Origin of the sequence: Cobetia sp. QF-1 (genome assembly GCF_002213105.1) — a bacterium.
GTDB lineage: Bacteria > Pseudomonadota > Gammaproteobacteria > Pseudomonadales > Halomonadaceae > Cobetia > Cobetia crustatorum.
The window spans coordinates 131,936-146,372 of sequence record NZ_NBVS01000003.1 but is presented as its reverse complement, the minus strand read 5'-3'; the positions used below and the strand labels follow the sequence as shown (position 1 = coordinate 146,372).

At 59.7% G+C, this 14,437-nt stretch carries 10 protein-coding genes; 7 read left to right on the top strand and 3 right to left on the bottom strand.

Annotation, left to right across the window (positions count from 1 at the left end; translation table 11 throughout):
• Positions 1-456 precede the first annotated feature (456 nt).
• Both CFN46_RS07070 and CFN46_RS07065 read left to right on the top strand, forming a co-directional pair.
• A complete protein-coding gene (locus tag CFN46_RS07070; RefSeq protein WP_024950746.1) occupies positions 457-1,359 on the top strand; it encodes a LysR family transcriptional regulator in 903 nt (300 codons plus the stop codon).
• A gap of 64 nt (positions 1,360-1,423) precedes the next feature.
• Positions 1,424-2,434 carry a glutathione S-transferase family protein gene (locus tag CFN46_RS07065; protein ID WP_088743117.1) on the top strand — a complete coding sequence of 337 codons (1,011 nt, stop codon included), beginning with the start codon at positions 1,424-1,426 and terminating at the stop codon, positions 2,432-2,434.
• 40 nt (positions 2,435-2,474) lie between these two features.
• On the opposite strand, the gene CFN46_RS07060 is transcribed toward CFN46_RS07065, so the two are convergent.
• Positions 2,475-2,996 carry a YaiI/YqxD family protein gene (locus CFN46_RS07060; RefSeq protein WP_084487921.1) on the bottom strand — a complete coding sequence of 174 codons (522 nt, stop codon included), beginning with the start codon at positions 2,994-2,996 and terminating at the stop codon, positions 2,475-2,477.
• A gap of 573 nt (positions 2,997-3,569) precedes the next feature.
• Between CFN46_RS07060 and CFN46_RS07055 the strand changes: the two genes are divergently transcribed.
• The 3 genes from CFN46_RS07055 to nfi all read left to right on the top strand — a co-directional run bounded on the left by CFN46_RS07055 (position 3,570) and on the right by nfi (position 6,808).
• Complete coding sequence (locus CFN46_RS07055; RefSeq protein ID WP_088743116.1) at positions 3,570-5,288, top strand: DEAD/DEAH box helicase; 1,719 nt, start codon at positions 3,570-3,572, stop codon at positions 5,286-5,288.
• A 189-nt stretch (positions 5,289-5,477) separates the two neighbouring features.
• The gene (locus CFN46_RS07050) at positions 5,478-6,047 is read left to right on the top strand and encodes a hypothetical protein (protein WP_088743115.1); all 570 of its coding nucleotides are present in this window, start codon (positions 5,478-5,480) and stop codon (positions 6,045-6,047) included.
• Positions 6,048-6,052: 5 nt separating this feature from the next.
• Positions 6,053-6,808, top strand: coding sequence for a deoxyribonuclease V (gene nfi / locus CFN46_RS07045; RefSeq protein ID WP_024950742.1), 756 nt, complete (start codon positions 6,053-6,055; stop codon positions 6,806-6,808).
• 43 nt (positions 6,809-6,851) lie between these two features.
• Here the strand turns inward: nfi and CFN46_RS07040 are convergent, their stop codons facing one another.
• Positions 6,852-10,403: an AAA family ATPase gene (locus tag CFN46_RS07040; RefSeq protein ID WP_088743114.1), complete on the bottom strand. Its 3,552-nt coding sequence runs from the start codon at positions 10,401-10,403 to the stop codon at positions 6,852-6,854.
• Positions 10,400-11,773, bottom strand: coding sequence for an exonuclease SbcCD subunit D C-terminal domain-containing protein (locus tag CFN46_RS07035; protein ID WP_024950739.1), 1,374 nt, complete (start codon positions 11,771-11,773; stop codon positions 10,400-10,402). The genes CFN46_RS07040 and CFN46_RS07035 overlap by 4 nt, the downstream gene beginning before the upstream one ends.
• 346 nt (positions 11,774-12,119) lie before the next feature.
• Between CFN46_RS07035 and CFN46_RS07030 the strand changes: the two genes are divergently transcribed.
• Both CFN46_RS07030 and CFN46_RS07025 read left to right on the top strand, forming a co-directional pair.
• On the top strand, positions 12,120-12,539 hold the full coding sequence (locus CFN46_RS07030) for a DUF1499 domain-containing protein (RefSeq protein ID WP_024950738.1): 420 nt from the start codon (positions 12,120-12,122) through the stop codon (positions 12,537-12,539).
• A 496-nt stretch (positions 12,540-13,035) separates the two neighbouring features.
• Complete coding sequence (locus tag CFN46_RS07025) at positions 13,036-14,379, top strand: MFS transporter (protein ID WP_024950737.1); 1,344 nt, start codon at positions 13,036-13,038, stop codon at positions 14,377-14,379.
• Positions 14,380-14,437: the final 58 nt, after the last annotated feature.

Here is a 14,437-nt window from a genome sequence, read left to right as displayed (position 1 = left end):
CATTAAGGTGACCAATAATGAATAAGTGAAGTGAAAAGATGACAACAAATTTAGCATTCGAACCTTAACCAAGGATTTTCACCACCGATAGGGTGGACACATATCCAGTATGAGTAATTCAACCTTATTTTTATCATGGCTAGTGCGAATAGAGGTGTCTGTAGCATGAGGTCGGACGAAAATAGCGCCATTTTTGCTTAAGAAACACTGTTCAAGTAGTAAATCCTGCTGGGTGTTAAATTTTGTAACAATGCAGTAAAAGGCCGCAATTGCCCGCTCACATTGAGAGGATGGCAACCTGATGGAAGATGATTGCTACCAGTTGCCGTCAAGCAGTGAATGCTGGATGTCCTGTCATTCACGATGGTGCCCAGCATATGTTGTCTGATTTTTTATCTTCGTCATGTCAGGATTGACTCACGTGTATTACCGCACGCGTTCTGGAGAGTTCCCTCGATGTCGTCACGCGTGACACTGGCTCAGTGGCAAATGTTGGCCGCCGTGATCGATCACGGCAGCTTTGCCCGTGCAGCCGAGGCCATTCACAAGAGTCCTTCAACACTCAATCATGCTGTTCATCGGTTGGAGTCATTGCTTGGCGTCAAGGTGCTTGAGCCGGCTGGGCGTAATGTTCGTCTGACTGAAGCGGGAGAGTTGTTGCTCAGGCGCGCACGTCAGTTGATAGAGAACGCCCAGGCACTGGAAGAGGTGGCTGACTCATTGTCTGCCGGACTGGAGAGCGAAATCACGCTTGCCGTGGATCAGTTGTTTCCTCCCGACGTGCTGGCGCGAGCGCTGGAAGCCTTTTCCGCTGCTTATCCTCAGGTACGTGTCCAGTTGCACGAGACGGTACTGACGGGAGGATGTGAGCTGTTCGATAGCAAGCAGGTTGATCTCCTGATCAGCGGTCTGGCTATGAGAGATCATCTCGGCGTACCTCTGGTGCGCGTGCCCTTTGTCGCGGTGGCGGCTCCTGAGCACCCGTTACATCAATTGCAGCGCCCGCTGGATCTAAGAGATCTGGTTCAGCACCGCCAGCTGGTATTGCGTGATAGCGCGGCCACCTCCGACATGGATGCAGGGTGGCTCAAGGCCGAGGCGCGCTGGACTGTTAGTCATGTGGCAACCTCGGTTGATCTTATCGAGCGCGGGCTGGGCTTTGCCTGGCTACCCCAGACGCGGATTGAAGCTTCACTGGCTGCAGGGCGTCTCAAACGACTATCGCTGGCGAATGGCAGTGAGCGTGACGCCACATTGGTGCTCTATCTGCCAGATGAAGACCGTGCCGGCCCTGCCATTCAGGCGATGGTGGAACATCTGCGCGTCGCAGCCGGTCTGACGAAGATGTCAGCAATGTAGCTTCAACGTGTTGGCTGCCATTTTTGACAGCAGCCGTCGTTGATCATCAACAGGAGCAAACAGCATGGGATTACTGGTCGAGGGATGCTGGCAGGACCGCGGATACGACACCAAGGGTGCCGGTGGAGAATTCAAGCGCGAGAGCGCCAGCCTGCGTGACTGGGTCGTGCCCCCCGGTGCGACCGAGCAGGGCCCTGACGGGCAGGCGGCGGTTCCCGCCGAAGACGGGCGCTATCATCTCTATGTCTCGCTGGCCTGTCCGTGGGCCCACCGTGCGCTGGTGATGCGTTCTCTCAAGGGACTGACATCGGTCGTGGGCATGTCCTTCACCAGCCCCTACATGCTGGAGCATGGCTGGAGCTATCTCGAGGAAGAAGGCTCCAGTGGTGATCCAATCAACGGCGTGCGCTACCACCATCAGCTCTACACGATGACCGATGCCGATTACACCGGCCGCGTCACCGTGCCAGCACTCTGGGATCGCCAAGCTGGGCGTATCGTCAACAACGAGTCTGCCGACCTGGTGCGCATCTTCAATGATGCTTTCGATCCGCTGGCCGGCAATGATCTGGATTTCTATCCGCCAGGCCTGCACGGCGAGATCGACGCCATCAATGCCGAGGTCTACGACAAGGTCAACAATGGCGTCTACAAGACTGGTTTTGCCACGAGTCAGGAAGCCTACGAGCGCCATTTCACAGCCTTGTTCGAATGTCTGGACTCGCTGGAAAGCCGTCTGGCCAGCTCACGCTACCTTGCCGGTGAATGGTTGACCGAAGCGGATATCCGACTCTTCACTAGCCTGGTGCGCTTCGATGTCGTCTATCACGGCCATTTCAAGTGCAATCAGCGCCGCATCACCGACTATCCCAATCTTTCGAACTACCTGCGCGAGCTGTACCAGTGGCCGGGCATCGCCGAGACCTGCCATTTCGATCACATCAAGACTCACTACTACGGCAGCCAGCTTGCCGTGAATCCGACCGGCATCGTCCCCATTGGCCCGGCGCTGGACCTTGAGGCGTCCCATGATCGCGAGCGTCTGAAAGGGCAGGGCATCCGCCGCCACGCCTGACAAGAGGGTTTTATCTCACTGTCGTTGCATCCGGCCTGAGTCAGGCGCCTGATCTGGGGCGTCTGACCTTCGCCAGCCAGCGATCCAGCGCATTGCCGAAGTCGCGTTGCTCGCGCTGGCCATAAGCCGAGGGGCCGCCGGTATGCTCGCCGCTGGAGCGCATGCTTTCCATGAAGTCGCGCATCTGCACGCGCGCACGGATATTGTCTGCATCCAGAATCTCACCACGGGTGGTCATGACGTGGGCGCCTTTCTCGATAGCTTCCAGTGCCAGCGGAAGGTCAGAAGTGATCACCATGTCCCCCGGATGAGCGCGCTCGACGATCAGCTGGTCAGCGGCATCAGCCCCCGCAGGCACCGATAGCGCCTTGACATGAACGGAGCGCGGCAGCGGCACCTGATGATTGGCCACGAACCAGGTCGGCGTGGCAGTGCGCTCCGCTGCCCGTACCAGAATATCGCGTGCGGCACGCGGGCAGGCATCAGCATCCACCCACAGTGTTGTTTGGTGTTCAGAAGGCGCTGTCGTGACATGTTCAGACGGCGATATGGTGTCGGTCATGCAGGTAGCTCCCAGAGGGATTGTGAAGGCCAGAATGTCAGGCAGTCTGCGACCAAGGTCAAAAGAAAAGATGCAGAATGCGTGAGGGGCTGCTAGAATGCCAGTTCCTCGCATGTAGTGACCCACCATCCTGAGTAGCCGAACCCGACGCGATCGCCTTTTATATATGGCCATCAGCCGGTATTTCGTGCCTCCCGGACCGCGTGGCGTAGCTTGCCCGAGCCATCCGTGACCCCTCGAATTTTCGACGTCCGGCCGCCACGATGCAAGACCCGTCCCTGTCCACAGTGTGCATGATGGAGCGTCCCGAGACTCGTATGTAGAAAGAGCCTCTGGTTGCTGTACGGTCGCCGCAGCGTTGTGCCTGAAAGTGGAATTGCGTCCGCCTTCAGTGCAACCCGGGCCCGTCCATGCCAAGACGTCCAAGTACGTATTCGTACGTTTTTTCTGATGATGCCAGTGCCTTGTGCCTGACGGCATCGCCAGACGGAGCCCTTACGCTTCGTGTCGGTTCAAGCCGACCCATTCTTCAGCCGCAAGCTTTACTTGTGGCCATTTAGGTGTGAGATATACATGACCACGACTTCCGTCGTCGATCGCTTTAGCGATCTTGCCCTGCTGCCTGCCGTCCTGACCTCTCTCGAGAAGCTGGGCTACGAAACTCCGTCCCCCATTCAAGCTCAGACCATCCCGAGTCTGCTTGAAGGGCGTGACATGATCGGCCAGGCGCAGACCGGTACCGGCAAGACCGCTGCCTTTGCTTTGCCGCTGTTGACCCGTCTTGATCTTGACCGCCGTGAGCCGCAGGTTCTCGTGCTGGCTCCGACCCGCGAGCTGGCTCAGCAGGTCGCTGTCAACTTCACTCGTTACGGTCAGTTCATGCGTGGCCTGGAAGTGGCGACTCTGTGCGGTGGTCAGGATTACCGCGAGCAGATGCGCAGCCTGAAGAGCGGCGCCCACGTCGTCGTTGGTACCCCGGGTCGTGTCATCGATCACCTGGATCGCAAGAGCCTCAACCTCAACGGCCTGAAAGCCCTTGTGCTTGATGAAGCCGATGAAATGCTGCGTATGGGCTTCATCGATGACGTCAAGCGCGTCGTGGCTGATACACCGAAGGAAGCGCAGCGCGTCTTCTTCTCCGCGACTCTGCCGACCGAAATCGAGCGTATCGTCAACCGTTACCTGGTTGATCCGGTCAAGGTCGCCATCAAGTCCGAATCCGGCATGGCATCTACCATCGAGCAGATGATGGTGCGTGTCGAAGGCGGTGCCAAGCTGGAAGCGTTGTCTCGTCTGCTGGAAGTCGAGACAGTCGATGCTGCTATCGTCTTCGTGCGGACCCGTGCTGCCTGTACCACTGTTGTCGAGCAGCTGATCGCACGCGGTATCTCCGCGGCGGCCCTGTCCGGTGATCTGGATCAGTCCCTGCGCGAGCGTACCGTGACACGCCTCAAGCGTGGCAAGGTCGACGTGCTGGTCGCTACCGATGTCGCCGCTCGTGGTCTGGATGTGGCGCGTATCACCCACGTCTTCAACTATGACCTGCCGGGTGACAGCGAATCCTTCGTGCACCGTACTGGTCGTACTGGCCGTGCCGGTCGTGAAGGTCGCGCCATTACCTTCGTCAGCGGTCGTGAAATGCGCAAGGTTCGTTGGATCGAGCAGGCCTTGGGCCAGCGCATCACCGAACGCCAGCTGCCGAGCGAAGAAGAAATCCGCGGTCACCGTGACGCTGCGTTCCGTTCACGCGTCGTCGAAGCACTGGGTAGCAGCTCCAACGGCCATCGCGCCCTGGTGCAGAGCCTGGTCGACGAAGGTCACGATCCGGTCGAACTGGCTGCTGTCTTCGTCAAGATGGCACGTGCTGAAGAAACGCCGATTCAGTCTCTGCCGAAGCCGGGTGCACGTCGTCCTGAGCAGCGCAATGAGCGTCCGGAACGTGGCGGTGAGCGTGCAGAACGTGGCGAGCGTCGCACTTCTGCCCCGGTCGCCCGTGAAGGCATGAAGCTCTATCGTGTGGCTGTTGGTCACCGTGACGGCGTCAAGCCGGGTCAGCTGGTTGGCGCACTTGCCAACGAAGGCGGCATCGAAGGTGCACGCATCGGTCGCATCGACATTCGCAACACGCACAGTGTCGTGGAATTGCCGAGTGGTCTGCCGACCAGCGTCGTGTCCAAGATGGCGCGTGCTCGCGTCGCTGGTCGCCCGCTGGAACTGGCCGAAGATGGTGCTGCCGCTGGTGGCGCACGTCCGCAGCGCCGTGAAGGTGGCGACGACCGTCGTCGCGCCTGATAAGGCATGAGCCTGTCGCTCACGGAGTGATAGTGCTGATAGAACCGGCACCTCGAAAAGAGGTGCCGGTTTTTTTGTGCCTGAACGACAGGGTAGGTCAGACTGGTATCCTGTCGTCATGGCGGGCTGGCCGCTTTGGTTATGCCACGTCTGAATCATGCCATTCCCCATCTTCACGAGGATTTTTACATGACGCTCGCACTTGACGGTCACTCACCCCGTTGGCAGGTATCGACTGCTGGTCGCCTATTACTGTGCGCGATGCTGGCAACTCCCCTGTTATTGATCGGGACACCGGTTAACGCGCAAGGAGTGGCAAGCAGCGCCACGCCAGAAATCACGATTTCGCTGATTTCACTGGAGTCATTGCGTCTGGCGCCGGTGGTGATGCCGGATGGCAGCCCGTTAGGGCAGGTCGAGGATGTATTGAGCGATGCAAATGGCCAGATTCATCGCCTGTTGATTCATCCTGAAGATAAGCAGATGGCAGCTAGCATCGACTTCGCGCGCTTCACGCGTGAGGCTGTGAGCGACCCGACCCAGGCACAGGCGCCGGGAGATATACGTTATCGACTGGTATTGGACATGACGCCTGAACAGCTGACGGCCCGCGCGGACCAGCCGCTCTCCAGCCGACTCTCGCGTCAGCTGGAGCGCAGTATGGGGGAGGTGGAAAATGGACTGGATAGCTTCCGCGATCAGGCGGCTGACGTGCTGCGCTCGCTCGGCAAGCAGCTGGAAGGTGAATCCGACAAGTAGGAGGCATGATGTCCGCACTGCATGATTGGAGCCTCACGCCGACGGTTGCCGTAGCGCTACAGCGTGAACTGGCCACTCGGCTGAGCCTGATACCTCCAGCCGGTTGGACATCGCCAGACGCATGGCCTGCCACCATCACCGGTGTCGATATTGGCTTCGAGGAAGAGGGGGCGATCACGCGTGCCGCCGTGGTGACGCTGGACCTGGCCACGCTGGAGCCACTCGAGCAGCGGCTGGTACGCCAGCCAACGCGCATGGCGTACATTCCTGGTCTACTGTCCTTTCGAGAACTGCCGGCTGCCATCGCCGCACTGGAATTGCTTCAGCAGCCACCCGAGTGCCTGATGGTCGATGGTCACGGTATCGCGCATCCACGCCGCCTAGGCGTGGCAGCACACCTGGGGCTATGGTGCGATCTGCCAGCACTTGGCGTCGCCAAGAAGCGTCTGTGTGGCAAGCATGATGAGCCAGGAGAGGAGCGCGGTGACTGGGTGGCACTGATGGATCGTGTTCGCGAGCCTGATGCAGCACTTGGTTTGATCGATGATCCGACACGTGCCAAGCGCGAGCAGCGCAGCCGACTGGGTGCCGTGCTGCGCTCACGCATCAACGTCAAACCGGTATTCGTCTCACCGGGCCATCGCATGGATCTCGAGACCGCGTTGGCGCTGACGCGGCACTGCCTGGGCAAGACCAAGCTGCCAGAGCCCACGCGGCTGGCGGATCAGCTTGCGAGTCGACGCCTCAAGCAGCTGCGCTGAACGGAGCTGAAGAGCGTTTCTCGAATGGTGGACATTCCTCGTGTCAGCTCTCGATCTCCAGTCGACTCTGGCCATTGCCGGCCGGCTTGACGGCGATGCGCACCGGAATGCGTTCATGCATCTCGGCGACATGCGAGATGACACCGACACGGCGACCACTGGCCTGCAGGCCATCCAGCGCCTCCATCGCCAGTGCCAGTGAATCTGGGTCGAGGCTGCCGAAGCCTTCGTCGATGAACAGCGATTCGATCTTCAGTTCGCCAGACGCCATGCCTGCGAGCCCTAATGCCAATGCCAGCGAGACGAGGAAGGTCTCGCCGCCGGACAGTGAATGTACGCTGCGCAGCTCGTCGCCCATCTCGGTATCCACCACCACCAACCCCAGCGGGCTGGCGCCACGTGCCAGACGATAGCGGCGCACCAGATTGGCCAGATGCAGATTGGCATGTTCGATCAGGCGCTCCAGATTGAAGGCCTGGGCGATACCACGGAATTTGGCGCCACTGGCACTGCCAATCAGCTCTGACAGTGCGCCCCAGCGTTCATGTTGCGCGCGGGCGGCCTCGAGAGAGTCACGTAACGCATCGCTTCCCGTGCGGCGCTGGTCGTCATTGAGTACCGCAGCCTGAGCCGCTTGATACATCTCGCGTATACGAGCAAGTGGTGTCTTCAGCACGTCGCTCAGGCTGACTAGCACCGCAGCAAGCTCGCTCAGGCTGTCGTGATGATCGCTGCAGTGAGCATTTTGATGATCGACAAGCTCATGCGTGGAAGCTCCCTCCTTGTCGGATATCGCCGCAGACTGAGAGCCTGATGTCAGCGCCAGTCTCAGCGTCCATGTCAGTGCCTGCTCGGCCTGTGTGCGAATGGCAACATCGCTGCTGGCCACCTCTTCACCCACCACGATTTCAGTCTCTTCCTTTACCGGCATTGCCAGGCGCTCGAGTACTGCTTGCCATGCGGGTGTCTGTGCGGCTTGCCAGTGGTGCTGATGACGAGCGTGGCGCTCCTCGCACAAGGTGTCCGCACGAGCGACACGCTCATGAACACTTCGCAGCTGGTGTCGCAGTGCCTGCAGATCATGATCCTCGACGGCGAGAAGGGCATTGATGCGAGCATCATCCAGTGTCGGATTCGCTGCCTGCCAGCGCGCACGCTCTGCCGTGAGAGCGGCTTGCTCCTCGCTCAACTCAGTCTGGCGTTGCGCCAGATTGGCCTGTTGCTGTGTCAGTTGCTGATGCTGGTCGTTGAGTTCCTGCAGTGTCTGGCGCGCCGTGTCCTGCGCATTGCGAGTATTGGCCGTGTGCTTCTCGATCCATGCTGACCAGTCACTCACGCTTGCATGCTGTCGCCTGGAGTCTGCGTTCAGCTGCTGGGCCAGCGTGTTGCTCAGCTGGTCGATCTCCTTCGATAGCGCTGCGAGCTGCGTCTCATGCTGTTGAATCTGCGTTTCGCCATGCTGACACTGCGTCACCAGCGTCGCATGTTGCGTTGTCAAAGCCTGCTGTTGCTCGTGCAATGGTGTCAGCTGGCGCAGAGTCGCGACTAGCTGGGTCTGGCGGGCTTCCAGGGCTTCAAGACGTTGTTCGACTACTGTCAGGGCATCAGCTGCTGGCAGCTGCGTCAGCGACTCGGCCAACGCTTGCTGGGCCAACGCGGGAGCGCTGTTTGCCTGAGCGATATTCGCTTGGGTCTGCTGTGCCTGTTGCTGCAAGGCGCACAGCTCCGATTGCAGCTGTGTCTGTTCCTGGCCTTGATAGCCAAGCTGCTGTTCGAGACGAGTATGCTCATGATTGGCAGCATCCACGGCTTGCTGGGCGGAGGCTGTCGCCTGGCGGCGTAGCTCAAGACGCTCATCTGCCTGTTGCTCCAGCTGCGCGATCAGCGCCTCAGCCGGTGCTGCCTTGCCAGCGGCGGGGTGATCATGACCGCCACATACCGGGCATTCTTCTCCAGTCACCAGCCCACGGCGCAGTGCCATCACGTTGTCACTGCGTGCCAGTCGCTCACGTTCTTGCTGGCGACGCTTGGCCTCTTCTTCGTTCAGTGCCTGCTCGCGCGCCTGTTGTGCGCGCTGCTTCTGGCTTGTGACATCGTTCAGCGCTTGCTGCTGTCGTGGTAGCAGCTGTTCAAGCTCGACCAGACGCTTGTGGACCTCATCGTGACGCGCCAGACAGCTAATCTGCTCGCGTAGCAAGGGGGTCAGCTGGAGGAGCGCATCGCGCTGACGTTGCAGATGATCGCGATAGCTTTCTGCATCCTCAAGCGGTTGACCTGACTCGTCGACCAGCGCCGCCTGCAGCTGCTGGAGTTGCTGATCGAGTTGCTGGCGCTGTCGATTCTGTACCTCTAGGTCATGCTGATGTCGGTTCAGTATTTCGCGGAATTGCCCAAACTCGCTCAGCTTACTGGCATGTGCTTCGCGCTGCTGCTCCAATCGTGAGGCTACGCGTTGCGCTTCGTCGCGCTGTGGCAATTGCTCGGTGCGCCAGCCCTCGCAGCGTGCCATCTTTTCATCGGCGGTCTTCTTGTCGACATGGGCCTGCTCACGCTGTGGTGTCAGGAGACTGAGTTGCTGTTGAACCTGCGTCAGCTGCGTAGCCAGTTGTGTGTGCTGAGGACCAATCGTCCTGAGGCGTAGCAGAGCAGGGCGAACCGGTGCGATGGCTTCCAGTGCACTGAGTTGCTCGCGCTCACTGGCCAGTGCATCACTGGCTGCGTGGGCATCGCGTTGTCCCTGCTGGGCTTGGCTCAATGACTGCTTGAGTGCCAGGGCCGTGGTAGTCCACTGATGGTATGCCGTCAGCGCATCGTGCTGCTCGCTGAGCCGTGACAGGGCAGACTGGCGCTGACTGACCTCATTCTCGAGGGCTGCGCGTGCTTCCGGGCTTGCCGGAAGCTGCCCCTCCAGCGTGCGCTCTATCTCGTTGACTGCCTCGCGCGCACGGCGTTCGCGCTCGTAGGCTGCCTTGGATATCTCGGAATAGTGACCGGTATCGGTGAGCTTCTCGAGCAGCTCCGAGCGTTCCTTGTCGTGGGCGCGCAGAAAGGCGCTGAATTCGCTCTGGGCCAGCAATACCGCGCGCGTGAACTGATCGAAGTTGAGGCCGAGCTTGTCGATGATCAGCGCTTTCGCATCATTGCTGGTGGTATTGAGGGTCTGTGCTGACGACTCATCACCGGGCGCAGGTAACAACTGCAGATGTTGCCTGGCCTGTTGCAGACGGCCACCGGGCTTGCCGCGCGCACGGCTGACGCTCCAGCCGGCGCAGTAGCGCAGGCCATCACGGCCAATGAAGTCCACCTCTGCCATGCCTTCGCCACAACCACGACGCAACAGACTGCGCGGGTCCTTGAGGGTCAGGCTTTGATCACTGACATCGTCCAGCTGGCCGCCGCCAGGTGTCTGACGCAGGCGGGGCGTGGTGCCATAAAGCGCGAGGCACAAGGCATCGAGCAACGTGCTCTTGCCGGCGCCCGTCGGGCCGGTGATGGCGAACAGACCGGCATCTGCGAGCGCACCACTCTCGAAGTCGATTGTCTGTGGGCCTGCCAGCGACGCCAGGTTTTCAAGACGCAATGCGAGAATCTTCATGCCTTGTCTCCTGACGGGAGAGTGTCGTTGGCCAGCGATGTGCCTTTCATTGGCTCACCTTCGAGGCGTGCCTCACGCGCGGCCTCGACTTCCTCGAGCAGCTGGGCAAAGTCCTCGATCAGCGTCGCATCAGGTGGGCTGTCATAGATCGCGCGGTAGTGGCGATCAAGTAGTCCCAGCGGGCCAAGTTCATCGAGCTTCACGTTGTCTGGTTGGCGATGCTCCGCACTCGGTCGAGGGTAGCGAGTGGCCAGCTTGATCAACCGCAGGGGCGCTTCTTCGAGCAGCTCCTCGATGCGCGCGCGCAGGTCTATCACCGGAGACTCAAGCTCCACGGTCACCTCAAGCCACGGCCAACGTGCCTGTTCGAGATGCTTGTCAGCGTTGGCTGCTGTCTGAGTGAGCTGCGCGGTGATCGCGGCGAGTGGTGCCGGCCCGAGACGTAAAAGCTCGACATGACAAGGCACGCGATGCTCGTACACCTTCTCGAGCTGCTCACCCTCGAGCACCACCTCCAGCACGCGATGCCCGTAATCGACCTCAGAGAAATCCATCGCCAGCGGCGTGCCGCAATAGCGGATGCGCTCCTCACCGCCAACCCGCTGCGGACGATGTAGATGGCCGAGCGCTACATAAGCGATATCAGTGGGAAACAGGCTCGTCGGTAACGCCTCTTCGCCGCCCATCAGAATCGGACGCTCGCTGTTCTCTGACACTTCGCCATCGCGCATGTGTGCATGGCCCATGGCGATCAATGCCTCGCCAGGCTGTCGCTCTGCTCGGGCGGCGCGTACCAGCGCTTCGTGCACGTGTGCCACGCCATCACGATAGGACTCGCTACGTGTGCGCTCTGCCTTGCTTTCGTCTTCATCGTGACGCGCAGCGCTCAAGCCGGTGACTTCGGCAGGACGCAGGAAGGGCACCGCCAAACATAGGGCACGGCGGGTTCCGTCACGATCGTGTAGCGGCACCAGAAGATGTTGGCTATCGAGAGTGTGAGCCTCTCCACCGTGTGAAGATTCATCTACCCAGCGTACGCGGCCCAGGGCATGGGTCTTGAGGCGTGCGAGCAGGGCGGCTGGCAGTTCGATGCGCGAGCCGGAGTCATGATTGCCGGCAATCATCACGATCTCGAGGGCGGCATCCTGCTCATGGGCCCGCACGATGAAGTCGTACAGCAGCTCCTGGGCGGCAAGGCTGGGGTTGACCACGTCGAAGAGATCCCCCGCGATCAGCAGGGCATCCGGTGCGTGTTGCGCAAGCTGGCTGAGCAACCAGTCAAGGAAGGCCGCATGCTCGACGTGACGGCTCTGGCCATGAAAGCTCTGACCGAGATGCCAATCGGAGGTGTGCAGAAAGCGGAAGCTCACGACGCTGTCCTTATGTAGATAGCTTTGGAACGAGGCGAAATGTCATCAGTGTACGGATTGCATCGGTGAGGACGAAGCGCTGTCACGCTGAACGTGCTTCATGCGGTGTGCATTTTCAGGCAGTTGATGTGGATCATGCTTTATCCGTTCATATCACGAGCAAAGTCGACAAAAGTCGCTACGCTGAAAGTCGAGGCCTTTGTAATTTGTCGTCATCCTCGAACGTGCACTGGCAGGTGCATTGGCACGAGGCCTCACGAGAAGCTCTCACCGCGTTTCATCAATAATCAGGCCAGCAGCGCGATAGACGTTGTACATGGCCCAGAGATGACAGGAAGGATTCGCAATGCGCCCAGGACTTTTTGCCTCACCCCGTCCCGACAATCTCGGATTGCACGATGGTCTGCTGGCACCTGCGCCCAGCACCCCTAATGGGGTCAGTTCCCAGGCCACCGACAGCAAGCATTTCGTTGCCCCACTTCCCATGCCGACGGACTGCTGTGTCAGTGCCATGGAGAAACTGCACGGCATCATCGAATCCCTCGGCCATGCCGAGATCATCAGTGCAGACGATGGATACCTGCACGCTGAGTTCCATACACCCTTGCTGGGCTTTGTCGATGATGTGGAAATCGTCTGCAACGAGCAGGAAGGCGTCTGTCACGTGCGCAGTGTCTCGCGCATGGGGCATTCTGACCTGGGCAAGAATCGTCAGCGCGTCGAAGACATCCGCAAGCGCCTTGAGGGGTGGGGGTACTGTTGTTGATCATCGATTGTTGCTCCGCTGCTGCTGAGCGGCGGTGGTTGAACCACTGTCGTTGAACCACTGTCGTTGAATCACTGTGTTGACCTGATATTACTGAGCCCCGAAGTCCCTGATGAGTTCGCATGAATCATGTTGGCGCGAGCATTCATCAGGGGCTTCGGGGTTCTTGTATCTGTCTATTTTGATTCATTAATATATGAAATTGGCACAGGGGGGTGCTACCCAGCCCAGGCAGCCTTTGCTACTCTGGTGGCGTTACATGAAACGCATGGTTGTACTGTCATGTATTGCGTTATACGCAATATTGTAGTGCGCCAGACGCAGGCAGGATTCCGCACCATCGTCGTCGCCAACATCAGAGCCCCTCGGTCTTTTCGCTCGCTTTCTGGCGTCTCCGTCGTTAGCCAGACCGCAGGAACGCCCATATAACAACAGGCACGACGCGTGAATCATCCTTGATCACCGCTGAACACCAGCCCCCGCCAATCAGAGACCCATGAACGATTCCGTCCCCGCAGCGTCTTCCCCGTCTGCTGCCAGTGCTTCTGCATCGCCCGAAAACACGCTCAAGCGTGGTGACATCAAGGTACTCGGCCTGTCTGCCCTCGGCGGCGCGCTGGAGTTCTATGACTTCGTCATCTTCGTGTTCTTCGCGAGTGTCATCGGCCAGCTGTTCTTTCCACCGGACATTCCCGAATGGCTGCGTCAGGTTCAGACCTATGGCATTTTTGCCGCCGGATATCTGGCGCGTCCGCTGGGCGGCATCATCATGGCTCACTTTGGTGACACCCTGGGCCGCAAGAAGATGTTCACGCTGTCCATTTTCCTGATGTCGTTGCCGACCCTGTTGATGGGCCTGTTGCCGACCTATGCCGTGATCGGTCTGTGGGCTCCGCTGCTGCTGGTCATCCTGCGCATCTTCCAGGGCGCTGCGGTCGGCGGCGAAGTGCCAGGTGCCTGGGTCTTCGTCAGCGAGCATGTCGCACCGCGCCACAATGGTCTGGCCTGCGGGACGCTGTCGATGGGACTCGTCGGCGGCATCTTGCTCGGGTCGCTGATGTCCAGCGCCATCAATCATGCCTATTCGGTCGAGGAAATCAGTGACTTTGGCTGGCGGATCCCGTTCATCGTTGGTGGTGTACTGGGGCTAGTGTCGGTCTATCTACGCCGCTGGCTGCACGAGACTCCCGTCTTCGCCGAGATGCAGCAGAAGAAGACGCTGGCGGCCGAGCTGCCGATGAAGATGATCCTGCGTGAGCAGCGTCCGGCGATCGCGGTGGCCATGGCGGCCACCTGGGTGCTGACCGCCGCCATTGTGGTGGTCATTCTGATGACGCCCAACCTGATCAGCGGGCTGGAAGGCCTGAGTCGCGCGACAGTGGCGTCGGCCAATAGCCTGGCGATCGTGGCTGTCTGTTTCGGCTGTGTCATCTCCGGTTACATGGTGGATCGCATCGGAGCCGGTGTGACCATGGCGTTGTGGAGCGGGCTGCTCGGCGTGACCTACTGGGTCTTCTTGACCACGATGCACAGTGATCCGAGTCTGCTGATCCCGCTTTACTGCCTGACTGGCTTCAGTGTTGGCATCGTCGGTGTCGTACCTAGCATCGCGATTCGTGGCTTCCCGCCGGTGGTGCGCTTCACGGGCCTGTCGTTCTCCTACAACGTTGCCTACGCTATCTTCGGCGGCTTCACACCCATCATGGTGGCAGCCATGATGGAGAGTTCACCGCTGTCGCCTATCTGGTATGTGGGCGCATTGTCGGTGATGGGTGTCGTGCTGGGGCTGTGGTTGGCGGTCAATCCGCGCGGACGTGAGATGATGAACGTATCTCACTAGACGCTTTACTGAATCAGGCCGCTGGCGTCCAGATCACGTGTCTCGCATCACTGGTTCA